Annotated in this window: 20 protein-coding genes; 13 read left to right on the top strand and 7 right to left on the bottom strand. The window is 71.9% G+C overall.

All coding sequences use genetic code 11. The features are described from left to right. Nucleotides 1-61: 61 nt before the first annotated feature. The 3 genes from AC067U_RS27330 to eccE form a co-directional block, all read right to left on the bottom strand. Nucleotides 62-3,121, bottom strand: a complete 3,060-nt coding sequence (locus tag AC067U_RS27330; protein ID WP_478832440.1) for an SCO5717 family growth-regulating ATPase — start codon at nt 3,119-3,121, stop codon at nt 62-64. A gap of 497 nt (nt 3,122-3,618) precedes the next feature. Further along, nucleotides 3,619-4,488 carry a hypothetical protein gene (locus AC067U_RS27325; protein ID WP_478832439.1) on the bottom strand — a complete coding sequence of 290 codons (870 nt, stop codon included), beginning with the start codon at nt 4,486-4,488 and terminating at the stop codon, nt 3,619-3,621. Then, nucleotides 4,485-5,756: a type VII secretion protein EccE gene (gene eccE, locus AC067U_RS27320; RefSeq protein WP_478832438.1), complete on the bottom strand. Its 1,272-nt coding sequence runs from the start codon at nt 5,754-5,756 to the stop codon at nt 4,485-4,487. Before eccE ends, AC067U_RS27325 begins: the two co-directional genes overlap by 4 nt. Nucleotides 5,757-6,054: 298 nt before the next feature. Here eccE and eccB point away from each other — a divergent pair, with 298 nt between their 5' ends. The 4 genes from eccB to AC067U_RS27300 all read left to right on the top strand — a co-directional run bounded on the left by eccB (nt 6,055) and on the right by AC067U_RS27300 (nt 9,840). After that, nucleotides 6,055-7,650 carry a type VII secretion protein EccB gene (eccB, locus tag AC067U_RS27315; RefSeq protein ID WP_478832437.1) on the top strand — a complete coding sequence of 532 codons (1,596 nt, stop codon included), beginning with the start codon at nt 6,055-6,057 and terminating at the stop codon, nt 7,648-7,650. Nucleotides 7,651-7,730: 80 nt separating this feature from the next. Further along, nucleotides 7,731-8,987, top strand: coding sequence for a type VII secretion-associated serine protease mycosin (gene mycP / locus AC067U_RS27310; RefSeq protein ID WP_478832436.1), 1,257 nt, complete (start codon nt 7,731-7,733; stop codon nt 8,985-8,987). Nucleotides 8,988-9,137: 150 nt separating this feature from the next. Continuing rightward, a complete protein-coding gene (locus AC067U_RS27305) occupies nt 9,138-9,482 on the top strand; it encodes a WXG100 family type VII secretion target (RefSeq protein ID WP_478832435.1) in 345 nt (114 codons plus the stop codon). Nucleotides 9,483-9,531: 49 nt separating this feature from the next. Further along, nucleotides 9,532-9,840: a WXG100 family type VII secretion target gene (locus tag AC067U_RS27300; protein ID WP_478832434.1), complete on the top strand. Its 309-nt coding sequence runs from the start codon at nt 9,532-9,534 to the stop codon at nt 9,838-9,840. Between the two features lie 97 nt (nt 9,841-9,937). Here the strand turns inward: AC067U_RS27300 and AC067U_RS27295 are convergent, their stop codons facing one another. Both AC067U_RS27295 and eccCa read right to left on the bottom strand, forming a co-directional pair. Continuing rightward, nucleotides 9,938-10,177, bottom strand: coding sequence for a DUF397 domain-containing protein (locus tag AC067U_RS27295; RefSeq protein ID WP_478832433.1), 240 nt, complete (start codon nt 10,175-10,177; stop codon nt 9,938-9,940). A 116-nt stretch (nt 10,178-10,293) separates the two neighbouring features. Next, nucleotides 10,294-14,271 carry a type VII secretion protein EccCa gene (eccCa, locus tag AC067U_RS27290; protein ID WP_478832432.1) on the bottom strand — a complete coding sequence of 1,326 codons (3,978 nt, stop codon included), beginning with the start codon at nt 14,269-14,271 and terminating at the stop codon, nt 10,294-10,296. 141 nt (nt 14,272-14,412) lie between these two features. On the opposite strand from eccCa, the gene eccD reads away from it, so the two are divergent. From eccD to AC067U_RS27260, 6 genes are all read left to right on the top strand, one after another. Beyond that, nucleotides 14,413-15,930 (top strand): type VII secretion integral membrane protein EccD, encoded by a 1,518-nt coding sequence (gene eccD / locus AC067U_RS27285; RefSeq protein WP_478832431.1) that lies wholly within the window; start codon nt 14,413-14,415, stop codon nt 15,928-15,930. Nucleotides 15,931-16,128: 198 nt separating this feature from the next. Continuing rightward, nucleotides 16,129-16,416, top strand: a complete 288-nt coding sequence (gene rpsO, locus AC067U_RS27280; protein WP_150207049.1) for a 30S ribosomal protein S15 — start codon at nt 16,129-16,131, stop codon at nt 16,414-16,416. A 293-nt stretch (nt 16,417-16,709) separates the two neighbouring features. Beyond that, complete coding sequence (locus tag AC067U_RS27275) at nt 16,710-18,932, top strand: polyribonucleotide nucleotidyltransferase (protein WP_478832636.1); 2,223 nt, start codon at nt 16,710-16,712, stop codon at nt 18,930-18,932. Continuing rightward, nucleotides 18,929-20,308: a M16 family metallopeptidase gene (locus AC067U_RS27270; RefSeq protein ID WP_478832430.1), complete on the top strand. Its 1,380-nt coding sequence runs from the start codon at nt 18,929-18,931 to the stop codon at nt 20,306-20,308. Before AC067U_RS27275 ends, AC067U_RS27270 begins: the two co-directional genes overlap by 4 nt. 28 nt (nt 20,309-20,336) lie before the next feature. Continuing rightward, nucleotides 20,337-21,089, top strand: coding sequence for a 4-hydroxy-tetrahydrodipicolinate reductase (dapB, locus tag AC067U_RS27265; RefSeq protein WP_478832429.1), 753 nt, complete (start codon nt 20,337-20,339; stop codon nt 21,087-21,089). A 7-nt stretch (nt 21,090-21,096) separates the two neighbouring features. Further along, the gene (locus AC067U_RS27260; protein WP_478832428.1) at nt 21,097-21,549 is read left to right on the top strand and encodes a hypothetical protein; all 453 of its coding nucleotides are present in this window, start codon (nt 21,097-21,099) and stop codon (nt 21,547-21,549) included. Between the two features lie 55 nt (nt 21,550-21,604). Here AC067U_RS27260 and AC067U_RS27255 read toward each other — a convergent pair whose 3' ends face one another. Both AC067U_RS27255 and AC067U_RS27250 read right to left on the bottom strand, forming a co-directional pair. After that, nucleotides 21,605-22,150, bottom strand: a complete 546-nt coding sequence (locus tag AC067U_RS27255) for a PH domain-containing protein (protein WP_478832427.1) — start codon at nt 22,148-22,150, stop codon at nt 21,605-21,607. A gap of 39 nt (nt 22,151-22,189) precedes the next feature. Further along, nucleotides 22,190-22,429, bottom strand: coding sequence for a hypothetical protein (locus tag AC067U_RS27250; protein WP_478832426.1), 240 nt, complete (start codon nt 22,427-22,429; stop codon nt 22,190-22,192). Between the two features lie 197 nt (nt 22,430-22,626). Between AC067U_RS27250 and thyX the strand changes: the two genes are divergently transcribed. The 3 genes from thyX (at nt 22,627) to AC067U_RS27235 (ending at nt 26,276) form a co-directional block, all read left to right on the top strand. Further along, complete coding sequence (thyX, locus tag AC067U_RS27245) at nt 22,627-23,361, top strand: FAD-dependent thymidylate synthase (RefSeq protein WP_478832425.1); 735 nt, start codon at nt 22,627-22,629, stop codon at nt 23,359-23,361. Nucleotides 23,362-23,577: 216 nt separating this feature from the next. After that, nucleotides 23,578-24,477 (top strand): 4-hydroxy-tetrahydrodipicolinate synthase, encoded by a 900-nt coding sequence (gene dapA, locus AC067U_RS27240; protein ID WP_478832424.1) that lies wholly within the window; start codon nt 23,578-23,580, stop codon nt 24,475-24,477. Nucleotides 24,478-24,590: 113 nt separating this feature from the next. Next, nucleotides 24,591-26,276, top strand: a complete 1,686-nt coding sequence (locus AC067U_RS27235; RefSeq protein WP_478832423.1) for a ribonuclease J — start codon at nt 24,591-24,593, stop codon at nt 26,274-26,276. Nucleotides 26,277-26,685: the final 409 nt, after the last annotated feature.

The raw sequence follows: 26,685 nt of genomic DNA, 5'->3' as shown, positions 1-26,685 counted from the left end.
AACCGGCTGACGGGCGAGGGCCCGTACCGTCCCACGGGGAACGGTACGGGCCCTCGGCGTTTCAGCGCGGCTGCCGCGGGTCCTGGCGGGGATCCTGCGGCGGCTGTTGCTGCGGCCAGCCCGGCCCCGGCTGCTGGGGCTGCTGGGGCTGTCCGTACGGCGGCTGGCCCGGCTGGCCCGGCTGCTGCGGGTACGGCTGCGGGGGCTGCTGCTGCGGGTAGGGCTGGGGCTGCCCCGGCTGCGGCTGCCCGTACGGCTGCTGCGGCGGCTGCTGGTACGGCTGGTCGTAGGGCTGCTGCGGCGGCTGCTGCGGACCGTTCGGGGCGGGCTGCCCCGGCTGCCCGTACGGCTGCTGCGGCTGGCCCGCCTGGTGCTGACCCGGCTGGGCCCAGTGCCCGCGCGCCTGCTGTGCCCGTACGAAGTCCTCCGCGACCAGCGCCGACAGGTTGAAGTACGCCTCGCGGGTCTTGGGCCGCATCATGTCGAGGTCGACCTCGGCACCGGCGGAGAGGTGCTCGTCGAACGGCACCACGACCACGCCCCGGCAGCGGGTCTCGAAGTGCTGCACGATGTCCTCGACCTTGATCATCTTGCCGGTCTCGCGGACCCCCGAGATGACGGTGATGGAGCGCGAGACCAGGTCGGCGTAGCCGTGCGCGGAGAGCCAGTCGAGCGTGGTGCTCGCACTCGACGCACCGTCCACGGACGGCGTCGAGATGATGATCAGCTGATCGGCGAGATCCAGGACCCCGCGCATGGCGGAGTAGAGGAGCCCGGTGCCCGAGTCGGTGAGGATGATCGGGTACTGGCGGCCGAGGGTCTCGATCGCGCGCCGGTAGTCCTCGTCGTTGAACGTGGTCGACACGGCCGGGTCCACGTCGTTGGCGATGATCTCCAGACCGGAGGGGGCCTGGGAGGTGAACCGCCTGATGTCCATGTAGGAGTTCAGGTACGGGATCGCCTGCACGAGGTCGCGGATGGTGGCGCCGGTCTCGCGGCGCACACGGCGGCCGAGGGTGCCGGCGTCCGGGTTCGCGTCGATGGCGAGGATCTTGTCCTGGCGCTCGGAGGCGAGGGTGGCGCCGAGGGCGGTGGTCGTCGTGGTCTTGCCGACACCGCCCTTGAGGCTGATGACCGCGATGCGGTAGCAGGACAGCACGGGGGTGCGGATCAGCTCCAGCTTGCGGCGGCGCTCCGCCTCGGCGGCCTTGCCGCCCAGCCGGAAGCGGGAGCCGCCGCCGGCGGGCCGGTTGCTCTTGGGCTTCTGCTTGTTGCGCAGCAGGCGGTCGGAGGAGAGCTCCACGGCGGCGGTGTAGCCGAGCGGCGCACCGGCGCCGGGCGCGCCCTGGTAGCGGGGATCGTGCGCGGCGGGACCGCCGGGGCCTGCGGGGCCGGGGCCTGCGATGCCGCCCGGTCCGGCAGGGCCGACGGGACCGGCGGGACCACCACCTGCGGCGAAGGGGCTGCCCGGACCGCCCTGACCGCCCGGACCCCCCTGCCCGACGGGGCCCTCGTTCTGCGGCGCCCACTGCTGGTTGAGCCGGGGGTCACCCTGCGGCTGCTGGAACGGCTGCTGCCCCGGCTGCGGCTGGTGCTGCGGATCCACGGGTGCCGGTGCCGGCGTACCCGGCTGCGCACCCCAGGGTGCGCCGGGCTGCGGCTGCTGCTGCACCTGCGGCTGCGGGAACCCGTACCCGGCGGGCGGCTGCGCTCCGGGCCGCACCTGCTGGGGCTGCGGCGGCGGGAAGCCGTATCCGTCGGGCGTGGGGTGCGGTTCGGGCTGCGGCGCCGGGGGCTGCGCCTGCACGGGTGGGAAGCCGTACCCGGCAGGAGCGGCCTGCGGCTGCGCCGGCGGGAAGTCGTACGAGGCGGGGGCCTGCGGTGGTACGGACGGGACCTCGTGTCCGTCGGCCGCGACGGCCGGGGCGTCCGGCCTGCGGTCCTCGGGCCCGGCAGCGGTGAACGCGGGCTCGGCCGAAGACGGTTCGTCCTGCGGCGCCGGCACACCCCACGCCTGCCGGTCGGCCTCGGCCGGTACGGCGTCCTGCGGTACGGCGGCCAGATCGCCGCTCGCCGGAACGGGTGAAGCGGCGTCACCGGACTTCGCTTCACCCGCGCTCCCGGGCCAGACCGGAGCCGGTCCCGGCTCACCGGCGGCCGCATCCACGAGAGCGGCGGGCAGCGGGGTGCCGTTCGGCGGGGTGGCCGTGTAGGAGACACCGGAGGTCTCGGAGGTCTCGGAGGTCTTGGCCAGGCTGAGCCCGCCCTCACCGTCGGCGGCGACCGCCCGGTACGGATCGCTGTCCGCGTCGGCCGGAACACCCGGGTACGCCGCAGGAACGCCGGAGCCATCGACCGGCGCCGGTACGGGAGGGGTACCCCCGGCGGGGGAGGCCACCGGGAACGGCGTCCCACCTGCGGGGGACAGACCCGCGGCCTCGCCACCGGCGGCAGAGTACGGAATCCCGCCCGGAGGGGTCGACGGGTACGCCACCGGTGCGTCGGCCGGGGCCGCCACGGGCGCACCCGCGACGGGCGGAGCGGACGGGAACGGCGGAGCACCCGCAGGGGACGTCCCGCCGGCCTCACCGGCGGCAGGCGTCTGCGCGTACGGCGCGTGCACGTCGGGGGTGTTGGCGGGGGCGGGCACGGAGGCCGTACCCCCGGCGGGTGAGACGGCCGGGTACGGCGTCCCGCTCGCGGGGGACAGCCCCGGGGCGTCACCGCCCCCGGGCGCGGCCCGGTACGGCGCCGGGTTGCCCGGCAGGTCGGAGAGCGGCGCTCCAGGCAGGGGCGAGGGCCGGCCCGCAGCCTCCGGATCGCCCTGCCCGCCCGGGCCGACCGGAGTACCGGCCGCCGGCGAGGGCGTCGGGTCCGCGGGGCGCGACGGCGGGGCCGGCCGGGTCGTGGACGGCGCGGACACATCGTCCGGGCGGTGCGGCTGGAAGCCGCTGCCCGCCGGGAGGTCCGGCACCGCCGCGGCCGACGCGTTCTGCGTGTACCAGGCGGGCGGGGTGTAGTCGATGGTGAACTCGCCCGTCAGCTCGGGCTCCGCGTCGGACTGATCGTCCGTCGGGACGTCCCACGCCCCGCCGCGGCTCTCGTTCCGATCGCCGTTCACTTCGTCCTCCTGGTCTGGTCGGGCCCTCGGTCCCGTTCCGCCGTTCAAGCCGTTCGGGCGTCCGCACGAGACGACGCGCCCACGGTCAGCCTAATGGCGCGGACGTCCGGCGCCGGGATCCAGGGCAGGTCCGCACAGTCCCTCCCCACCCGGACCCGGCGCAGCCGCTGCGCAGTGGTACCCCGTCCGGCCCGGTGGCCCGTCTGCTGTCCCCCGCACCACGCCGGTGCCCGAGTCCGGACGACTCGCGGTGCCCCGGGGCGGGGCCGCCGACCACAACCGCCGTGCGCCGGCCGGCCTGGCGGGCCAAGGAACTGCCCCCGGCTCCCTGTCACCTGTGCAGGGTGTCACAAGCCCCACCGGTAAGGGCCTCGCTCCTACCGCGGCGCGGGCCCGGGGCGGGCCACCGAAAAGGGGCCCGCGACACACCCCTCACCCCTCGGCCCTCACCCCTCGGCCCTCCGCCGTCAGCCGAGCCGCCGTCAGCCGAACCGCCGTCAGTCGATCCGTCGCGCGGGGCCCAGGAGGCCGGACTCGGCCTCGGTGCCCTGGGTCATCACGAACTGGCGGTCGCGGCCGGTGCACCACAGGGTCACGCCGTCGCCCAGCGTCGGCAGGGATTCCACCGCCGGCCGGGGCAGGTTCATCAGGCGGCCGATCTGTTCCGCCTCGTCCGGTGACACCCGCTGCACCCCGACCAGCGAGGACTGTCGCAGCAACCGCGGCGCCGTCGGGCTCAGGTAGGGGAGCAGAGTGAGCACCGACTGCCAGGGGCCCGCCACCACGCGCCCGCGCGGCGGCCGCATGCCGCAGTCCCGGACCACCAGGACCGGACTGCCCGCCGAGGCGCCCTGCGGCGGGACCCGGCCCACCTCGTGCAGGGTCACGCACTGCTGCCCGCCGCCCGCGGCCTGCGCCAGCGCGGACCACACCTGGGCCCGGCCGGTCTCCACCGCGACCCGGGCCCCCGTCGCAGCGGCCCGCAGCGCCAGTACCTGCGCCGTCCACAGGCCGCCGATCAGCGTCACCTCGTACGGCGTGGGCCGGTTGACGCCGAGCACCGCCGGACGGCCCTCCGAGTCGACCCCGATGACCACCCCGTCGTCGCCGACCGGTACGGCCAGTGCGTCCAGTTCGGCCGCGGATATCGTGTGCCGCTCGCGCCGCGGCCCGAGCAGCCCGTACCCGATCCGGCCGGAACCAGTACCGGCGCCGGAGCCGGCGCCGGACGGCTGCCCGGCACCCGCCTCATGCCCGGCGCCCGTTCCCCCGAGCCCCGACGCGCCGCCGCGGCCGCGCCCCGCGCCCGCAGTGCCGCCGCCGCGTCCCGCCCCGCGCCCCGTACGCACTCCGCGCACCCCGCTCATCGCGCACCTCCCAGCGGAAGCGACGCAAGCAGCCCCGGCACCTGCTCGCGGTCCAGCCGGACCAGGCCGGCCTTGATCCCGCGTGCCGTCCGCTCCAGCTCCCGTCGCGCCGCCACCAGTTCCTCGTCACTCCGGCCGGTCACCCGTACGTGCCCGCTCACCGTCACCCCGTGCCGGTCGGCCGGAGCCAGCGTCAGGCTGAAGTTCGTCGCCAGCGCGGGCAGCGACGTGAGCAGCGCCACGAACTGCGGGAGCGGAGCCGCCCCGCCGCCCAGTTCGGGCCAGCGGGACAGCCAGTACGTGGTGTGCCGCCGGTCGTCGCAGCGCCAGGCCCGCGCCGTCTCCTCGGTGCGCCGCCCGGTGCTCGTGGACCGGCCGGCCTGGGTGATGGCCATCGGGTTCGCGCAGGTGGACGTCGCCAGCGCCGCGGTCAGTTCCTGTTCGGTCAGCACGGTCGCCCGGAAGCCCGCGCCGGCCAGCCGGCTGGCGAGCTGGTCGGCCACCCGCACCACGCACCGCTGCGCGCCCGTCAGGCCGCCGCCGCGCGCGGCCACCGCCTCCGGGCACAGTTCCGGATCCAGCTTGAGCGCCACCCAGGTCAGCCGGACGGCCGGCGTGCCGGTCCGGGCCTGCAGGGGCGCGTAGTTGCGCGCCGCCATCGACTGCGCGGGCAGGTGCGGGGCGGGCGCGGGCTGGGTGTGCTGCACCAGCTGCGCCGACTCCAGCCGGATCCCGTCCACTTCGAGCACGTCCCGGACGATGCCCAGCGGCAGCGGCCGCGCCGAGCGGTCCGGCCGCAGCGCGGTGGCGTCCATGTCGACCTGCACCACGGCGGTCAGGAAGGTGCCGTCGCCGATCATCCCGACGGGCCGCCGGTCGCGGTCGCTGAAGGTGTACGTACGCAGCGCCGGTTCCGCCTCGACCACCGGGGCCAGTCCCGGCTCGGTGCCGGCCGGCACGGTGAACGCCGCGGCCCGTCGGCGCCGCCCCCGCAGGGACACGGCGGTACCGATCCACTCGGGCAGGGACCGCTGGTGCCGTCGTACGACCGCGAGGACCAGCAGGACGGCGGCCGCCACGCCGGCGGGCGCCAGCAGCAGCGGATCGACCACCCAGGCGGCCACCAGCAACGCGGCGGCGACCTGCAGCAACACGAGCTGTTGCAATCGGAACGGGCCGAACCGGCCCGGGCTCGACTTCGGATGCGGCGTCACCCCGCCGCGCGGCGGCGCGGCCGCGGCAGCGCGCTGTTCCGTCGCGATGGCCATCTCCGGCACACCTCCCCTTCCACGGCCCCGCCCCCGGGCGCCCCCGCGCGCACCGGAGCGGTGCGGACGGTTTCCGCGGCTCGCCGGAATCTCCCGATCCGCCCCAACGGGCCCAGATGGGACCGGAACGGGAGGCAACGGGAGGCAACGAGCGGCACAGGAAGGCCCCGAGCGGCCGCCTCACCCTACCCGCCCCGTACAACCCCTTCGTCAACAGGCATAGTAGGTGCCCGGTCCGACAATCGAGGCCCGGGGACCGTACCCACCGACCGGGCCGGGCGGGGAGAAGCAGGCGGCCATGGCATCACGACGCGACGAACTCAACGCGTACACCTTTGCGAAGCGCCGTTCGGTGGCCGCGTTCCTCCAGCCGTCCGCCACCGGCACCGAGGAGGGCGCCCCGCGCCCGCTGCGGGCCGTGGTGCCCGGCCTGGTCGTGGGCGCCCTGGTGCTCGCCGGGTTCGGGGCCTGGGGCATGTTCAAGCCGCAGGCCCCCAAGGAGTGGGACAAGCCCGGCACCAAGGTGATCGTCGGCAAGACCTCGACCACCCGTTACGTGGTGCTCAACACGGACGGGAAGCCCCGCCTGCACCCGGTGCTCAACCTGTCCTCCGCCCGACTCCTCCTCGACCCGGGCAAGTTCGACGTCATCCAGGTCGACGACAAGATCCTGGACGGCGGCACACCGCCGCGCGGCCCCATCATCGGCATCCCCTACGCCCCGGACCGGCTGCCCTCGGCCAAGGACGCGGGCGAGGCCAAGCGCTGGGCCGTCTGTCAGCAGCCCGGCGGCAACAACAAGGGCGTGCAGACCGCCGCGTTCGTGCTGGCCTCCCGCGAGGCGGGCCTGATGGACGACCAGCGCAGGCTGAACGACGGTCAGGTGCTCTACGTCCAGGCCAAGACGCGTCGGCCGGACGGCGGCGAGGTCACCGTGCGCTACCTGGTCGACTCCGCCGGCACCAAGTACAAGTTCCCGGAGGGCACGCCCGACGCGGCCACCCTCACCATGGCCCTGGTCGGCACCGGCACCCCGCAGCAGGTCACCCCGCAGTGGCTGGAGACGCTCAACACGGGCGAGGACCTGGCCTTCCCCAAGCTCGACGGCAAGCCCGGCGAGGACGCCAAGGCGGAGGGCCTGGCCACGGCCGACAACCGGGTGGGCATGGTGCTGCTGGCCCGCACCGGCTCGGGCCCGCAGCACTTCGTCGTCCAGGCGGGCAAGGTCTCCCGGGTCTCCTCCTTCACGGCCTGGCTGCTCATCAACTCGCCCGCCGCGGAGCGCCTGAACATGAACGGCCGGGCGAAGGAGGTCGACCTCCAGTCGATCCGCCCGGACGGCACCCAGTTCTACGAGAAGAAGCGCTGGCCCAGGACCCAGTCCAGCCAGGTCAACGGGAGCACGGGCGCGGCCGCCGCGAGCGCCGCCCAGGGCGGCCCCCGCAGCACCGTCTGCAACGTGCTGCGTTCCGTCGACGGCCAGGGCAGGACCACCCTGAGCACCTGGGCGGGCCCCGGCTACCCCGTGGACATCAGCGCCAGCGGCACCAGTTCGTACGTCACCCCCGGCTCGGGCCTGCTCTACACCCAGTTCCAGGGCAAGCAGGCCAAGGGCGGCGGTTCCCTCTTCCTGGTCACCGACACCGGCCTGCGGTACGCCGTCCAGGCCAACGGCGACAGCGACGCGGAGCAGTCCGGGATCGGAGCCTCCCCGCAGCCCGGGACGGAGGACGGCAAGGGCAAGTCGGACGGCGCTCCGGAGGCCAGCCAGGCCCAGGCGCGGCTCGGCTACAAGGACGTGGCCCCGGCCCTGGTGCCCATCACCTGGTCGGAGTTCCTCTCCAAGGGCCCCCGCCTGGACACCAACGCGGCCCGCCAGCCGCAGGGTTCGTGAGGACGGGACGCCCGCCGATGACACCACTGAATCCAACGACACCGCCGAATCCGGCGACTCCGCCGACTCCGGCGAATCCGATGAAGGCGGCGACAGCGACGACACACCGGCCGGAGTCCCGGCCGCTCCGGGCGGCGCGCCTGGCGGCCGCCCTGGCCCTGACCGCCGCCCTCGGCACCACCGGTGCCGCAGCCCCCCGGACCGGAAGCCCCGCCGCCGCGCTGACGCTGTCCGGCGCGGGCGAGTGCACCTTCCCCATGAAGAAGCAGACCCCCGGCCGCCCGTGGGCCCTGCAGCGGCTGCTGCTCGACGAACTGTGGGCGGAGAGCAAGGGCAAGGACGTCCGGGTCGCGGTGATCGACACCGGCGTCGACCGGGTCAACCCCCAGCTCAGCGGCGCCCTCGACGTGGGCGCGGGCAAGGACTTCATCGACGGCAAGGGGGACGGGACCAACGACACGGTGGGCCACGGCACCAAGGTCGCCGGCCTGATCGCGGCCCGCCCCAACAAGGGCACCGGCTTCGTCGGCCTGGCCCCCGAGGCCACCATCATCCCGATCCGGCAGAACGACGGGCAGGGCAAGGGCAACGCGGAGAGCCTCAGCAAGGCCATCGACCACGCGGTGGACAAGGGCGCCCACATCATCAACATCTCGCAGGACACCGACGCCCCGCTGGGCGAGAACTCCATGCTGGGCCAGGCGGTCAAGCGCGCGGTGGACAAGAACGTGCTGATCGTCGCCTCGGCCGGCAACGACGGCCTCAACGGCCAGAAGCGCAAGACGTACCCGGCGGCCTACCCCAAGGTGCTCGCGGTCGGCGCCTCCGACCGCAACAACGAGCGGGCGGCGTTCTCACAGCCGGGCACCTTCCTCGCGGTCGCCGCGCCCGGCGTCGACATGCTGTCCACCGTCCCTCGTTTCGGCCAGTGCGTCGACAACGGCACGAGCTTCTCCGCCCCGTACGTCGCCGGGGTCGCGGCGCTGCTGAAGGCCCAGCACAAGGACTGGACCCCGGAAGAGATCATCTGGCAGATCCAGCAGACCGCCGAACGGTCCGTCAAGGGCCGTGACGACTACGTCGGTTGGGGTGTCGTCGACCCGGTGCGGGCGGTCACCCAGGACCACGAGCGGCCCAAGGCCCCGGTCCCGGACCCCGGTCCGCCGCCGGCCGCCGCGCCCGACGTGGCCCCGCTGCAACTGACCGAGACGGCGCAGGAACGAGAGGAGCGGCTCGGCACCTACGCGCTGGGCACGGCCGCCGTTCTGATCGCCGTCATCGCGGGTACGGCCGTGGTCGTCCGGGATGCCCGGAACCGCCGTCGTCGTTTGCAGTGAACCGTCACAGTTCGCCTACAGCACGCCCGTGCCGGTGTTGGGACGGGCAGATGAACTGACTAGAGTGACAACAGCCTTCACGACTGTGATCGGGGGACTGACGTAACCACGCCGGTCGGGTCAGTGAATTAAGAAGTGAGGAGCTTGAAGATGAGTAACCCTGCAGGCGGTTTCGGACTCGCAGACGATCCGATCGTCCAGGCGAAGAACAAGATCAACAGCACCGCCAACGCCGTCACCACGCAGGCGCGCGAGCTGGCCGACATCCTCGCCACGGTGAGTGCCGGCTGGACCGGTTCGGGTGCCTCGGGCTTCGTCACGGCGCAGACCATGGTGAACGAGGACCACGACGCGATCCGCCGCCTCCTCGGCGTGCTGCACCACGCGGTGGCCGAAACCAAGAACCTCAGCAACGCCCAGGACGACGACGTGCGCGCGGCCTTCAACAGCATCAAGGCCCAGTCCGCCAACTCGTCCGGTCTGAACGGCATCTGACGGACCACCGTCCTTTCGGAAGCGTCCGCCCAGCACTAAGGAGAAGAACATGGCCGGTGACCAGGGCCAGATGAAGGTCCGGTACGAGAGCGTCCAGGAGATGGCGAACCGCATTCGCGCCGTCTCCAAGAAGATCGTCGACGATCTGAACGAGATGGACACGGCGCTGAAGGTCGTCACCGACACCTGGGACGGTGAGGCGCACGCGCAGTACGTCCAGCTCCAGGCCAAGTACAAGGGCCGCGCCGAGCACATGCGCGACACCCTCGAGAACGTCGCCAAGATCATCGAGCAGGGCAAGGGCGACTACCGCGCCACCGACGTGAAGGCCTCGCGCCTTTTCACCGAGGCCTTCTGAGCCTCCCGCCCGGCACCACGTGCCGCCACACGCGTGCCCGGCGAACACGGAAGGGGCGCGCCCGCACCGGGCGCGCCCCTTTCCCGTACCGGCGGACCTACGGCGTCTCGATGTCGAACTCGCCGTCCCGGGCGCCGAGCACGAACGCCTCCCACTCGGCCGCGGTGTAGCGGAGCACGGTCTCCCGGTCCAGCGAGGACCGCATGGCGACCCCGCCGCCCGGCAGGTGCGCGATCTCCACCCGCTCCTCGTCGGGGCTGGTCCCGGGCGGTCCCTCCCACTCCGCACCGCTGATGTCGAGCCCGTACAGCTCGTCCTTCTCCGCTTGAGTGCCCATGGGCGGCCTTCCCCTCGGTGGTGCGGCGTCCGCCGTGTGGCGTCCGCCGCCCCCGATTATCCGGCCACGGGCCGCGCCCGTGGCCGTGTTCGCCCGGATCCGCCCCGGGCGGGGGCTCACATCCCCGGCATCCGGCCCAGCTGCACCAGCGAGGTGCCGCGCTTCCGCGAGGCGAAGTAGCCCCGGCCCGGCGGCATCGGCCGCGGCCGGACGTTGCCGATCAGGTCGCCCTCGGAGGGGTCACCGGCCAGTACCACGCCCTGCGCGCCCAGCTCCTTGATCCGCTGCATGAACGGCTCGTACATGGCCCGCGAGGCGCCCGCCGAACTCCGGGCGATGATGAACCGGACACCGGTGTCCCGGGCGAACGGCAGGTACTCCACCAGCGGGGCCAGCGGGTTGCCCTGGCTGGTCGCCACCAGGTCGTAGTCGTCGATGATGATGAACACGTCCGGGCCGGTCCACCAGCTGCGGTCGCGCAGCTGCTGCGGGGTGACGTCGTCCGGCGGCTGCCGCCGCGAGAACACCCCGCCCAGTGCCTCCATGTGCATCTGCAGGGAGCTCGCCATCGGCGCGTACTCCAGCAGGTGCTCCTCCGGCAGCGCGCCCAGCAGCGTCCGCCGGTAGTCGCCGACCACCAGCCGTGCCTGGTCGGGGGTGTACCGCTGGGCGATCTGCTGCGCGATCAGCCGCAGCAGGTTCGTCTTGCCGGACTCGCTCTCGCCGAACACCAGGAAGAACGGGTCGGTCTCGAAGTCCACGAACACCGGTTCCAGATCGGTCTCGTCGATGCCGAACGCGATCCCGCGGCCCGGGTACTCGCCGCCCTTGGGTAGCTGGTCCGCGTGCAGCAGCCGCGGCAGCAGCCGCACCCCCGGCGCCGACGGACCCGACCAGCCCGCCTGCACCGCCGCCACGAACGCGGCCGTGCCCTCCGACAGGTCGTCCGCGGAGTGCGAGCCGTCGGTCCGCGGCAGCGCGCCGAGGAAATGCAGCTTCTCCGCCACCTGGCCGCGGCCCGGCATGCCCGGCGGCACGTTCGCCGCGACCTTCCGGTCGAACTCCGAGTCCATGACGTCACCGAGCCGCAGTTCCAGCCGGTTCAGCATCTGGTCCTTGAGCGCGGCCCGCACCTCCATGTACCGCGCCGCGGTGACCACCACGTGGATGCCGTAGCCCAGACCGCGTCCCGCGATGTCGGTGACCACCGGCTCCAGGCCCTCGTACTCGCTGCGGAAGCCGCCCCAGCCGTCGACGACCAGGAACACGTCGCCCCACGGCTCGCCCGGCAGTTCGCCCGCCGCCCGCCGGCGCCGGTAGGTGGCGATCGAGTCGATGCTGTTCGCCCGGAAGAACTCCTCCCGCCGGTTCAGGATGCCCGCGACCTCCGCGACCGTACGCCGCACCCGCTCCGGGTCCAGCCGGGACGCGATCCCGCCCACGTGCGGCAGGTCCTGCACCGCCGACAGACCGCCACCGCCGAAGTCCAGCCCGTAGAACTGCACCTCGCGCGGGGTGTGGGTGAGCGCGAACGACGAGATCAGCGTCCGCATCAGCGTCGACTTGCCGGACTGCGGACCGCCGATCACCATCATGTGGCCGGCCGCGCCGGAGAAGTCCCGGTACAGCACCTCGCGCCGCTGCTCGAACGGCTTGTCGATGAGGCCCAGCGGCACGACCAGCCCGCCCGGCCGCGTGTAGCCCTCCGCGTGCAGCCCGCGCGCCTCGTTCACCGCCAGCGCCGGCAGCAGCTGGTCCAGCGGCGGCGCCTGGTCCAGCGGCGGCAGCCACACCTGGTGGGCGGGCACGCCCTGACCCTCCAGCCGGCCCACGATCACGTCCAGCACCGTGTCCGCCAGCGCGTCGTCCTCCCGGGACTCCGCCGGGGCCGCCAGGTACGCCGGGTCCGGAGCCGCGTACACCACCGGCACCGGCGCCGCCGTGAACAGCACCGGGCGCCGCTCCACCGGGAACTGCCCGACCGACAGGTCCGGGCCGCCCGAGCGGTACACCCCCGACACGTACGCCGCCTTGAACCGCACCATCTCGTCCGTGCCGAACTTCAGGTAGCCCGAACCCGGCACCGACGGCAGGTGGTACGCGTCCGGCACGCCGATCGCCGTCCGCGACTCCGCCGCGGAGAAGGTCCGCAGACCGATCCGGTACGACAGGTACGTGTCCAGGCCGCGCAGCTTGCCCTCCTCCAGGCGCTGCGAGGCCAGCAGCAGGTGCACGCCCAGCGACCGGCCGATCCGGCCGATCTGGATGAACATGTCGATGAAGTCGGGCTTGGCGGTGAGGAGTTCGGAGAACTCGTCGATGACCAGCACCAGCGAGGCCAGCGGCTCCAGCGGAGCACCCGCCGCCCGCGCCTTCTCGTAGTCGTGGATGTTCGCGTAGTTGCCCGCCGACCGCAGCAGCTCCTGCCGGCGCTGCAGCTCACCGCGGATCGAGTCGCCCATGCGGTCGACCAGCGTCAGGTCGTCCGCGAGGTTGGTGATGACCGCCGCCACGTGCGGCATCTGCGACATCCCGGTGAACGTCGCACCGCCCTTGAAGTCCGCGAGGACGAAGTTCAGCGTCTCCGAGGTGTGCGTGACCGCCAGGCCCAGCACCAGCGTGCGCAGCAGCTCCGACTTGCCGGAACCGGTCGCGCCCACGCACAGCCCGTGCGGGCCCATGCCCTCCTGCGCGGCCTCCTTCAGGTCCAGCATCACCGGCGCACCGTCCACGCCCACGCCGATGGGCACCCGCAGCCGCTCGCCCGCCGACCGCGGCCGCCAGGTCCGCGCCACGTCGATCGACGCGGCGTCGCCCAGGTTCAGCAGGTCGGTGAAGTCCAGGTTGGCCAGCAGCGGCTCGTCCTCGTCACCACCGCCGGTGCGCAGCGGCGCCAGCTGCCGGGCCAGCGCCTCCGCCGCCGGCAGCGACAGCCCGTCCGGGGTGCCCTCGTAGGCGACGCCGCCACCCGACTCCAGCAGCAGCCGGCCCGGCCGCGCCACGACCGAGAGCCCGCCCCGCGGCTCGTCCAGCTCGCCCGCCACCACCTCGACGATGGTCACGCCCTGCAGGCCCTCGGCCGCCGCGAACACCGAGTCCGGCGGAACCAGTCCGCCGCGCGCGTCCGAGTCCAGCACCAGCACGACGTGCGGCTGGTCCAGCACCGGCGAAACGTCCCGGCTGAACCGCGGCCGCCCGTCCAGCCGGGAACCCAGCAGCCCCTCCACCTCGGCCAGGTCGTCGCCGAACAGGCGCTTCGTACCGGCCCCGTCGTATCCGTTGGGCTGTCCGGACACCTGCGTGTGCGGCAGCCACTTCACCCAGTCCCAGTGCGGCACCGCGTCCGGCGCCGCCACCACGGCCACCAGCAGGTCCTCGGGGGAGTGCAGGGTCGCCAGCTGCGCCACCAGCGCCCGCGCCGTGCTCCGCGCCGACTCCGGCTCACCGGACACCGCCACGTGGTAGAACGCCCGCATCGACACCGCCACCGGCAGCGCGTCCAGCGAGGAATGGATCTTCAGGAAGCGCTGCATCGCGCCCGCCGTCAACGGCTCCAGCTCGTCCACCGGTGCCGTCTCCGGAGCGATCAGCGCAGTCGCCAGCCGCTGGGGACCCAGCCCCAGCCGGGCCTGCCCGAAGTCCTGGTCGCCGACCCGCCGCTCCCACAGCCGCGAGCCCTCCGCCACCACCGACCACAACTGCTCGGGGGCCGGGTGCAGATAGAGCTGCGCGTCCCGCTGCGCCCGCGCCGTGCGCCGCACCTGACGGCGGGTCTGCGCGAGGTATTTCAGGTAGTCCCGTCGCACATCTGCCATTTGCCCCTGCGTACCCTTGCGGTACCGCACGAGCTGCGCGATCACCATCGCGACGGTGGACACCAGCATCAGCACGCCCATGATCTTCATGAACGGCATGCCGGTGGGCATGAAGAAGAACACCACCGACGAGCCCATGCCGAGCAGCGGCAGGAGTTGCATCGCAACACCCTCCTGCTGCCCGCGCGGAAGCTCCGGCGGAGGTTCCAGCCGCAGTTCGTCCGAAGGGACCTCGGGCGGCAGGGACCGCGGCGGTCGTTTGACGACGATCTGGCTCACCGGAGCATCAATCCCTCGAAGACGGACGGGACGTCATCCCGGCGGTGGCCGGGGGATGGTGATCCTACTTGCCGACAGTCACCCCCACTGCCGGTAGGGTGGCGCGCGCATTCATGCGCATCCGCGAAGCAGCCACCGAACATGGGGGTCACACAGGTGAGTACGGGCCAGGCGACCGGTTTCGTGAGGGTCACCGTGGTGGCCCCGGACAGCCGCATAGACGTCGCGCTCCCCGAGGACATCGCCGTCGCCGACGTCTACCCGGAACTGCTCCGCCTCACCGGGCAGACCCAGCCCGTCGGCAGCCCCACCGGTTTCCATCTGGTCCGCCGTGACGGCTCGGTCCTGGACGGCGCACGCACCCTCGCCGCACAGACGATCCTCGACGGAGAGGTGCTCAGCCTCCGCCCCTTCGCCGAATCCCTGCCGCCCGCCGTCTTCGACGACGTCGCCGACGCCGTCGCCTCGGCCGTGGTCCGCGACCGGCACCGCTGGAGCGACGACATGCTGCGCGCCGCCGGCCTCACCGCCGCCGCCGTGCTCTTCGTCCTGCTGGGCTTCGTCCTCTGGTACGCCGACCCGGTCCGCCACGACATGCACGGGCTGCCCGGCATCATCGCCGGAGCCGCCGGTCTGCTCCTCACCGCCGCGGCCGGCGTCCGCGCCCGGGTCTACCGGGACCGCGGCTCCGCCGTCGTCCTCGGCCTCGGCGCCCTTCCGCAGCTGCTGATCGCCGGCTCCGGCATCCTCGCCCCCGCCGAGGGCGAGGGCCCCGGCCGCCTCCAGTTCCTGCTCGGCTGCGTGACCGTCCTGGTCGCCTCCGTCATCCTGGTCGCGCTCACCCCCAGCGGCGACGCCCTGTTCGTCGCCACCACCTTCCTCGCGGCCACCGGCACCCTCGCCACCTTCCTGGCGATCGTCACCTCGGCCACCGCCACCGCCACCGCCGCGGTCTGCGCCCCCGTCGCGATCGGCCTGGTCGCCTTCCTCCCGGGCCTCTCCGCCCGCTTCGCCCGCCTGCCCATCGGCTACGCCGCCCCGCAGAGCTCCACCGAGGAGTACCCGGGCTCCGACGGCTACGACACCGACCCCTACGGCGACCAGACCGCAGAGGGCTCCGACCCCGTCACCCCGCTCGACGCCGAGCTGATCGCCGCCCAGGCCCGCCGCGGCCACGAGATGCTGCTCGGCCTGGTCGGCGGCTGCGCCGCGGTCGCCGTCGGCTCCGCCGCCGTACTCGGCTTCTCCGACAACACCTGGGGCAAGCTGCTGGCCCTGGCCACCGGCCTGGCCATGCTGCTGCGGGCCCGCCTCTTCCGGTACACCTCGCAGGTGGTCTGCGCCCTGGCCGCGGGCCTCGCCGCCATCGCCCTGCTCGTCCTGGGCCTCGCCCTGAACCCGCCCCGGGAGCTGGTCCTCCAGCTCGCCAAGACCGGCGAGAGCGGTGGCCTGGACCTGCGCACGATCTGGCTCTCCGCCGCCGTGGCCGCCGGCGCGGCGCTCCTCGCCGGCATCGGCCTGGTCATCCCCCGCAAGGGCCTCTCACCCTTCTGGGGCCGTACCCTCGACCTCGCCGAGGCGGCGGTACTGCTCAGCCTGGTCCCGCTCTGCCTGGCCGTGCTCGACGTCTTCACCCAGGCCCGTTCTCTCACCAGCTGAGACCGGCCTCCCCGCGGCCTGGTACGCTGTGTGACGGTCGTTTGTGCATGCGCCCCGGGTTCACCCCTCGGGCTGCGCCCGAACGCGCTGATCATCAGCCGCGGACGGAGCACCGACCCCGCCTCCCGAGTTACGGAAGCTCCTCAGAGAAGCAGACCTGGGGCACTCGGAGGCAATGTTCACTCACGAGGAGTAACAGTGTCGCTCGACACCGCCACGAAGAAGCAGATCATCGCCGAGTTCGGCACCAAGGAGGGCGACACCGGCTCCCCCGAGGTCCAGGTCGCGATGCTCTCCCGCCGGATCTCGGACCTGACCGAGCACCTCAAGGCCCACAAGCACGACCACCACTCCCGCCGTGGTCTGCTGATCCTGGTCGGCCAGCGCCGCCGCCTTCTGCAGTACCTGGCCAAGAAGGACATCCAGCGCTTCCGTACGCTGGTGGAGCGCCTCGGCATCCGCCGCGGTGCCGCGGGCGCCAAGTAAGACGCTGTGAAGGGAGCGGTTCCCACGCTTAGGGGACCGCTCCCTTTGCTGTACGTGCGGGACGTACCGGACGCTTTGTAGTCTGGTCGCAACGCACACCCGAAGCACAAATGAAGAGGGGGAGCGCCCTCCCTACGCACCGCCGGTCCTCGGTAGTGGCATCCGGAGAGCCCGTACGGGCCCCAATCCCGGGTGCTTCGATCGAAGACCGGCCCGCACGCAAGGCGCGCTTCTCCGACCGTCCCCCGCCACACGGGCGGAGGACGGAGACGACGAAAATGGAGAAAACGCTAGTGGAGAACGAGACCCACTACGCCGAGGCCGTCATCGACAACGGCGCCTTCGGCACCCGCACCATCCGCTTCGAGACGGGCCGTCTGGCCCGCCAGGCCGCCGGCTCCGCCGTTGCCTACCTGGACGACGACACGATGGTCCTCTCTGCGACCACCGCGTCGAAGAAGCCCAAGGACCAGCTCGACTTCTTCCCCCTCACGGTGGACGTCGAGGAGCGCCAGTACGCGGCCGGCAAGATCCCCGGCTCCTTCTTCCGCCGCGAGGGCCGCCCCTCCGAGGACGCGATCCTCACCTGCCGCCTGATCGACCGCCCGCTGCGCCCGTCCTTCAAGAAGGGCCTGCGCAACGAGATCCAGGTCGTCGCCACGGTCATGGCGCTCAACCCCGACCACCTGTACGACGTCATCGCGATCAACGCCGCGTCCGCGTCCACCCAGCTGGCCGGCCTGCCCTTCTCCGGCCCGATCGGCGGCGTCCGCGTCGCGCTGATCCGCGGCCAGTGGGTCGCCTTCCCGACGCACACCGAGCTCGAGGACGCCGTCTTCGACATGGTCGTCGCGGGCCGCGTCCTGGAGGACGGCGACGTCGCGATCATGATGGTCGAGGCCGAGGCCACCGAGCAGACCATCGCCCTGGTCAAGGGAGGCGCCGAGGCGCCCACCGAGGAGATCGTCGCGGCGGGCCTCGAGGCCGCCAAGCCGTTCATCAAGGTCCTCTGCAAGGCCCAGGCCGACCTGGCCGCCAAGGCCGCCAAGCCCGAGGGCGAGTTCCCGGTCTTCCTGGACTACCAGGACGACGTGTACGAGGCCCTCGCGGCCGCCGTCAAGGGCGAGCTGTCCCAGGCGCTGACCATCGCGGGCAAGCAGGACCGCGAGGCCGAGCTGGACCGCGTCAAGGAGATCGCCGCCGAGAAGCTCCTCCCGGCCTTCGAGGGCCGCGAGAAGGAGATCTCCGCCGCCTACCGCAGCCTGACCAAGGCCCTGGTGCGCGAGCGCGTCATCAAGGACAAGGTCCGCATCGACGGCCGCGGGATCACGGACATCCGTACCCTCGCCGCCGAGGTCGAGGCCATCCCGCGCGTGCACGGCTCGGCGCTGTTCGAGCGTGGCGAGACCCAGATCCTGGGCGTCACCACCCTCAACATGCTCCGCATGGAGCAGCAGCTGGACACCCTCTCCCCGGTGACCCGCAAGCGCTACATGCACAACTACAACTTCCCGCCGTACTCCGTCGGCGAGACCGGCCGCGTCGGTTCGCCGAAGCGCCGCGAGATCGGCCACGGCGCGCTCGCCGAGCGCGCGATCGTGCCGGTCCTCCCGACCCGCGAGGAGTTCCCCTACGCGATCCGCCAGGTGTCCGAGGCCCTCGGCTCCAACGGTTCGACGTCCATGGGCTCGGTCTGCGCCTCCACCATGTCGCTGCTGAACGCCGGTGTGCCGCTCAAGGCCCCCGTCGCCGGCATCGCCATGGGCCTGATCTCCCAGGAGATCGACGGCCAGACGCACTACGTCGCCCTCACCGACATCCTCGGTGCGGAGGACGCCTTCGGCGACATGGACTTCAAGGTCGCCGGCACCAAGGAGTTCGTCACCGCCCTCCAGCTCGACACCAAGCTGGACGGCATCCCGGCCTCCGTCCTGGCCGCGGCCCTCAAGCAGGCCCGCGACGCCCGCCTCCACATCCTCGACGTGATGATGGAAGCGATCGACACCCCGGACGAGATGTCCCCGAACGCCCCGCGGATCATCACCGTCAAGATCCCCGTGGACAAGATCGGTGAGGTCATCGGCCCCAAGGGCAAGATGATCAACCAGATCCAGGAGGACACCGGCGCCGAGATCACGATCGAGGACGACGGCACCATCTACATCGGTGCCGCCGACGGCCCGGCCGCCGAGGCCGCCCGCGCCACGATCAACGGCATCGCCAACCCGACCATGCCGGAGGTCGGCGAGCGCTACCTGGGTACGGTCGTCAAGACCACCACCTTCGGTGCCTTCGTCTCCCTGCTCCCGGGCAAGGACGGTCTGCTGCACATCTCGCAGATCCGCAAGCTCGCCGGCGGCAAGCGCGTGGAGAACGTCGAGGACGTGCTCGCGGTCGGCACCAAGGTCCAGGTCGAGATCGCCGAGATCGACCAGCGCGGCAAGCTCTCCCTGATCCCCGTGATCGAGGGCGAGGACGCCGCCGACGAGGCTGACAAGGACGATTCCGACAAGTGACGTCGCGTAGTTCCCGTGTGACGGCCCGCCCCTCTTCGGAGGGGCGGGCCGTCGCCCGTACCCAAACCCTGCTCAAGGGCGAGAACGGCATCGGCACCGTCCGGCGCACCGTCCTTCCCGGCGGACTGCGCGTCGTCACCGAGACACTGCCCTCGGTCCGCTCCGCGACCTTCGGCATCTGGGTGAACGTCGGCTCCCGGGACGAGACCCCCGTCCTCAACGGCGCCACGCACTACCTGGAGCACCTCCTCTTCAAGGGCACCAAGAAGCGGTCCGCCCTCGACATCTCCTCCGCCATCGACGCCGTCGGCGGCGAGATGAACGCCTTCACGGCGAAGGAGTACACCTGCTATTACGCGCGGGTGCTCGACACCGACCTGCCGCTGGCCATCGACGTGGTCTGCGACATGCTCACCGGCTCCCTCATCCTGGAATCGGACGTCGACGCCGAGCGCGGGGTCATCCTCGAAGAGATCGCCATGACCGAGGACGACCCCGGCGACATGGTCCACGACCTCTTCGCCGAGACCATGTTCGGCAACAGCCCGCTGGGCCGCCCCGTCCTGGGCACCGTGGACACGATCAACGCGCTCACCCGCGACCAGATCGCCCGCTTCTGGAAGAAGCACTACGACCCCACCCACCTGGTCGTCGCCGCCGCCGGCAACGTCGACCACGCCAAGGTGGTCCGCCAGGTCCGCGCCGCCTTCGAGAACGCCGGCGCGCTCGGCCGCACCGACGCCGTCCCCACCGGCCCCCGCGGCGGCACCAAGCGGCGCCGCACCGCCGGCCGGGTCGACCTGGTCCACCGGAAGACCGAGCAGGCCCACGTGGTCCTCGGCATGCCGGGCCTGGCCCGCACCGACGACCGCCGCTGGGCCCTGGGCGTCCTGAACACCGCCCTCGGCGGCGGCATGTCCTCCCGGCTCTTCCAGGAGGTCCGCGAGAAGCGCGGCCTGGCCTACAGCGTGTACTCGTACACCTCCGGCTTCGCCGACACCGGCCTCTTCGGCGTCTACGCCGGCTGCCGCCCCAGCCAGGTCCACGACGTGCTCCGGATCTGCCGCGACGAACTCGACAAGGTGGCCTCCGAGGGCCTCACCGACGAGGAGATCAAGCGGGCCGTCGGCCAGCTCTCCGGCTCCACCGTCCTCGGCCTGGAGGACACCGGCGCCCTCATGAACCGCATCGGCAAGAGCGAGCTGTGCTGGGGCACCCAGATGTCCGTCGACGACATGCTGACCAGCATCGCCGCGGTGACCCCGGACGACGTCCGCGCCGTCGCGCAGGATGTACTGGCACAGCGACCGTCGCTGTCGGTGATCGGCCCGCTCAAGGAGAAGCAGGCGGCCCGCCTCGACGAAGCGGTCGCGTAGTCCGTACGGAGTGAAGGAAGCGAAGATCATGAGCAAGCTGCGCGTGGCGGTACTCGGGGCCCAGGGCCGCATCGGCTCCGAGGCGGTCAAGGCCGTGGAGGCCGCCGAGGACATGGAACTGGTGGCCGCGCTCGGCCGCGGCGACAAGCTGGAGACCCTGGTCGAGACCGGGGCCCAGGTCGCCGTCGAGCTGACCACCCCCGGCTCGGTGATGGGGAACCTCGACTTCCTCATCCGCCACGGCATCCACGCCGTGGTCGGCACCACGGGCTGGACCGAGGACCGCCTCGCCCAGCTGGACACCTGGCTCTCCGCCTCCCCGGAGACCGGCGTGCTGATCGCCCCCAACTTCTCCATCGGGGCCGTCCTCACGATGAAGTTCTCCGCCCAGGCGGCCCGCTACTTCGAATCCGTCGAGGTCGTCGAACTGCACCACCCGAACAAGGTGGACGCCCCCTCCGGCACCGCCACCCGCACCGCCCAGCTCATCGCCGAGGCCCGGTCGAAGGCAGGCTGCGCCCCGCAGCCCGACGCCACGGCCACCGCCCTCGACGGCGCGCGCGGCGCGAACGTGGACGGCGTACCGGTCCACGCCGTACGGCTCCGCGGCCTGCTGGCCCACCAGGAGGTCCTGCTCGGCGGCGAGGGCGAGACCCTCACCATCCGTCACGACTCCCTGCACCACAGCAGCTTCATGCCGGGCATCCTGCTCGGCGCCCGCCGTGTGCCGCAGACCCCGGGCCTCACCTTCGGCCTGGAACACTTCCTCGACCTGAGCTGAGCACCCCATGCGCGCGAAGATCACCTACCTCGTCACCGCGGCCGTCCTGGCCCTGTACTTCGTCCTGGCCGGAGGCCGGGGCGTGGCCCTGATCCGCATCGGCACCCCGCTGACCGTCACCTTCGGCGCGGCCGTGCTGATCCTGCCGGTCATCGGCATCTGGTTCCTCTGGAAGAACACCCAGTTCGTCAGCAAGGCCAACCGGCTCGCCGAGGAGCTGGAGGCGGAGGGCGGACTGCCGGTGGACGAGCTGGAACGGGACCGGTACGGGAGGATCCTGCGGGACTCCGCCGACGAGGTCTTCGCGCGCCGCAAGGCGGAGACCGAGGACACCCCGGGGGACTGGCGTTCCTGGTTCCGCCTGGCGATCGCCTACCACGACGCCCGGGACACCCCGCGGGCGCGCAAGGCCATGCAGCGGGCCATCGCCCTGCACGACAAGAAGCCCGTACGGGTCTGATCCCCGTACGGGCTCCCATGCCGCGGCCGGCCCTCCAGGGGCCGGCCGGCGCGTTTCACCGGCCCGCGGGAACGCCCCGGTACTCCTCGGCCCACGCCCCGATGCTGTCGACGGCGCGCTCGAAGGCCTCCGCGCGGGCCAGGAAGTCCGGGCCGTGGTCGGTGAACAGCACCGGCAGCTGCGTGCCGCCGGCCGCCGCCACGGTCAGCGCCTGCCCCTGCACCGTCCGGGGCAGCCCCATCCAGCGCACCGGCTGCTGCACCGTACGCAGCTCGCCGACCTGGCTCCAGGGCACCGAACGGGTCCCGAAGAAGGACACCCGCCGCAGGCCCGTACGGCTCACCCACACCCCGGCCCGCAGCATCCGCGCGGTGCCGGCGACCACCGCGAGCGCGGCCGCCAGACAGACGGCGGCGCCGCTCCAGCCACCGGCGAAGGCGATGATCATCGTGGCGAGCAGCATGAAGGACGCGATCAGCAGCAGCACCGCACCGATGGCCACGCGCCAGGGGCCCGGCCGGTAGGGCCGCCGCCAGCGGTCATGGTCGTCGTGGGGCAGCGCGACGTCTTCCGGTTCGGCCGTCAGAAAGGGCAGGGGCACGGCTGATCCTCACTCATGTGCACATCGGCGGCGGGCGCGTCAGCGGCCCTCGGCCGCCTCGGACTGCTGCGCCTTCTCCGGCGCCTCGTGCGGCTGCAGTGCGGGCATGCCGAAGACCAGCGAGCCGACGAGCCCCGCCACCACGGTCAGTCCGACCAGGGTACGGGCGGCGAGTTGCGCCGCGCTCAGGCGCTCCCGGGGCGGTGGAGTGACGTTACTGCGGAAACGCTCCGCCTCGGCGACGAAGGCGAACGGAACTGGCTCGCGCCGACCGAACATTTCGGGCCTCACCCCTCACGATGGCGTGTTCACACTGCTACCGGTAAGGACGAGCGGAGATCCCGATCGGTGCCGGATTACCGCGCATTGCCCAAAATCCGCCCCCGCCCGCGTGAGCCGCCGGGCAGTGGCGGGAGGCGCGCCCCGATCGCCGTAGAGTGGTCGCGCCCCTCGACCGTACGAACGGGAAGGACCTCGTGAGCGAGACCCCCGAGCCGAAGATCGACTTCCGGAGCGACATCACCGTCGAACTGGTGAAGCACGCCGCCACCGACTCCGACGTGCTGTGGGCCGCCCGGGTGTCCACGGCCGGCGAGCAGTCGCTGGAAGAGCTGCAGAAGGACCCCGAGCGCTCCAAGGGCCTGATCAACTACCTGATGCGGGACCGGCACGGCAGCCCCTTCGAGCACAACTCGATGACCTTCTTCATCAGCGCGCCGATCTTCGTGTTCCGCGAGTTCATGCGGCACCGCGTGGGCTGGTCGTACAACGAGGAGTCGGGCCGGTACAGGGAGCTCCAGCCCGTCTTCTACGTGCCGGACGCCGAGCGCAAGCTGGTCCAGGAGGGCCGTCCGGGCAAGTACGTCTTCGTCGAGGGCACCCAGGCGCAGCAGGAGCTGACCGGCCGGGTCATGGAGGACTCCTACCGCCAGGCGTACGCGGCCTACCAGGAGATGCTCGCTGCCGGCGTTGCCCGCGAGGTGGCCCGTTCGGTCCTGCCGGTGGGACTTTTCTCGTCGATGTACGCCACCTGCAACGCCCGCTCGCTGATGCACTTCCTCGGCCTGCGCACCCAGCACGAGCTGGCGAAGGTGCCGTCCTTCCCGCAGCGGGAGATCGAGATGGTGGGCGAGAGGATGGAGCAGCACTGGGCGAAGCTCATGCCGCTGACCTACGCCGCCTTCAATGCGAACGGCCGTGTGGCCCCGTAACGCACGCCCGGTCGGATGTGCGAAGCCACAGACCGAAGTGTCCGTATTGCGACGTTTCGTGAAGTTCATCTAGGCTGATCAAACGGACCCGGCACTGCTTGAACCCCCGAGCAGGCAGTGCCGGGCTCCAACACCTCCAAGCGCGACTGCGAGCCGCCTCCGGTACACGTCCCCCGAGGGGGCATCGCGAGCATGGCAGCGAGTAGCGTGTTACCCATGGCTCCGATCTCGACTCCGCAGACCCCCTTCGGGCGGGTCCTCACCGCCATGATCACGCCGTTCACGGCTGATGGCGCACTCGACCTCGACGGCGCGCAGCAGCTCGCCGTCCACCTGGTGGACGCAGGCAACGACGGCCTGATCATCAACGGGACCACCGGCGAGTCCCCGACCACCAACGACGCGGAGAAAAGCGACCTCGTACGAGCCGTGCTCGAAGCGGTCGGAGACCGCGCCCACGTCGTCGCCGGCATCGGCACCAACGACACCCACCACACCCTCGAACTCGCCCGCCAGGCCGAGCGCGACGGCGCACACGGCCTGCTGGCCGTCACGCCCTACTACAACAAGCCCACCCAGGAGGGCCTGTACCAGCACTTCTCGGCGATCGCCGACGCCACCGGCCTCCCGGTGATGCTCTACGACATCCCCGGCCGCAGCGGCGTCCCGATCGACACCGAGACCATGGTCCGCCTCGCCGAGCACCCCCGCATCGTCGCCAACAAGGACGCCAAGGGCGACCTCGGCCGCGCCAGCTGGGCCATCGCCCGCAGTGGCCTGGCCTGGTACTCCGGCGACGACATGCTGAACCTCCCGCTGCTCTCCGTCGGCGCCGTAGGCTTCGTCTCCGTCGTCGGCCACCTGGTCACCCCCGACCTGCGGGCCCTGCTGGAGGCCCACGTCGGCGGAGACGTGCAGAAGGCCACCGAGATCCACCAGAAGCTGCTCCCGGTCTACACCGGGATGTTCCGCACCCAGGGCGTCATGACGACCAAGGCCGCCCTGGCCCTGCAGGGCCTCCCGGCCGGCCCGCTGCGGCTGCCGATGGTCGGCCTGAACGACGCCGAGACCGCCCAGCTCAAGCTGGATCTCGCGGCCGGCGGGGTACAGCTCTGACACCAGACTTCACAACTGAATAAGCACCACCACACACAGACAGCAAGTGCACGAATGTCACGCGCGCCACGTGCCTTAAAGGGGTACGTGGCGCGTGTGGTGAGGAGAGTCTTTTGAGCCATCCGCATCCGGAACTCGGCCCGCCGCCGAAGCTGCCCAAGGGCGGCCTGCGTGTGACCCCCCTCGGTGGCCTCGGCGAAATCGGCCGGAACATGACCGTCTTCGAGTTCGACGGCCGCCTCCTGATCGTCGACTGCGGCGTCCTCTTCCCCGAAGAGGAGCAGCCGGGCATCGACCTGATCCTGCCGGACTTCACGTCCATCCGGGACCGCCTCGACCAGATCGACGGCATCGTCCTCACCCACGGCCACGAGGACCACATCGGCGCCGTCCCCTACCTCCTCCGGGAGAAGCCGGACATCCCGCTGATCGGCTCCAAGCTGACGCTCGCGCTGATCGAGGCGAAGCTCCAGGAGCACCGCATCCGCCCCTACACCCTGGAGGTGAAGGAAGGGGACCGGGAGCGCCTCGGCAACTTCGACTGCGAGTTCATCGCGGTCAACCACTCCATCCCGGACGCCCTCGCGGTCGCCATCCGCACCCCCGCGGGGCTGGTCGTCGCCACCGGCGACTTCAAGATGGACCAGCTGCCGATGGACAACCGGCTCACCGACCTGCACGCGTTCGCGCGGCTGAGCGAGGAGGGCATCGACCTCCTCCTGTCGGACTCCACGAACGCCGAGGTCCCGGGCTTCGTCCCGCCGGAGCGCGACATCTCCAACGTGATCCGCGGCGTCTTCGCCGGCGCCACCAAGCGGATCATCGTCGCGTCCTTCGCCAGCCACGTGCACCGCATCCAGCAGGTCCTCGACGCGGCCCACGAGTACGGTCGCCGGGTCGCCTTCGTCGGCCGGTCCATGGTCCGCAACATGGGCATCGCCCGGGATCTGGGCTACCTGCGGGTGCCGGCCGGCCTGGTCGTCGACGTGAAGACCCTCGACGACCTGCCGGACGACGAGGTCGTGCTGGTCTGTACGGGTTCCCAGGGCGAGCCCATGGCCGCGCTGTCCCGCATGGCCAACCGCGACCACCAGATCCGGATCGTCCCCGGCGACACCGTGATCCTGGCGTCGTCCCTCATCCCGGGCAACGAGAACGCGGTCTACCGCGTGATCAACGGCCTGACCCGGTGGGGCGCCAACGTGGTGCACAAGGGCAACGCCAAGGTGCACGTCTCGGGCCACGCCTCCGCGGGCGAGCTGTTGTACTTCTACAACATCTGCCGCCCCCGGAACCTCATGCCGGTCCACGGCGAATGGCGCCATCTGCGCGCCAATGCCGAGCTCGGCGCGATGACGGGCGTCCCGAAGGACCACATCGTCATCGCGGAGGACGGCGTCGTCGTCGACCTGATCGACGGCCGCGCCCGCATCGCCGGCAAGGTCCAGGCCGGTTACGTGTACGTCGACGGCCTGTCGGTCGGCGACGTCACGGAAGGCGCGCTGAAGGACCGCCGGATCCTGGGCGAAGAGGGCATCATCTCGGTCTTCATCGTGGTGGACAGCACCACGGGCAAGGTCGTGGGCGGCCCGAACATCAACGCCCGGGGCTCCGGTATCGAGGACTCCGCCTTCGCCGCGGTGGTCCCGAAGATCGAGGAGGCGATCGCCAGGGCCGCCTCGGACGGCGTCGCGGAACCCCACCAGCTGCAGCAGCTCATCCGCCGCACGCTGGGCAAGTGGGTCTCCGACGGCTACCGCCGACGCCCGATGATCCTCCCGGTCGTGGTCGAGGTCTGAGCCAGGTCGGTGACGACACGGCGGGAGCGGGGCTCCGGATTTGCATCCGGGGCCCCGCTCCAGTACGTTGACGACTCCACCCCGCAAGAACCGAGGCACACACGTGTGCCTGGACGGGTCCTGCAGGTGGTGGGAATCCAGACCCGGGAAACCTGATATGGTCTGGTCCGCCCGAAAGGGAAAAGGCCCTCCAACGGCCACCGGAATCAAAATTCGAACCGACCGCGACTTTCGAGAAGCGGGGAACGAAAAAGGTCTGGTAAGGTTGGAAACGCCGAAAGGGAAAAGCGTGAAAGCGCCGGAACCGGAAAGCACCGAGGAAATCGGGTCGGAAAAGATCTGATAGAGTCGGAAACGCAAGAACGAAGGAAGCGCCCGGAGGAAAGCCCGCGAGGGTCAGTACGAAGGA

The organism is Streptomyces sp. NPDC043853 (assembly GCF_056436025.1).
Note: the sequence above shows the minus strand (reverse complement) of the source record. Positions and strands in the feature narration are given on the sequence as shown.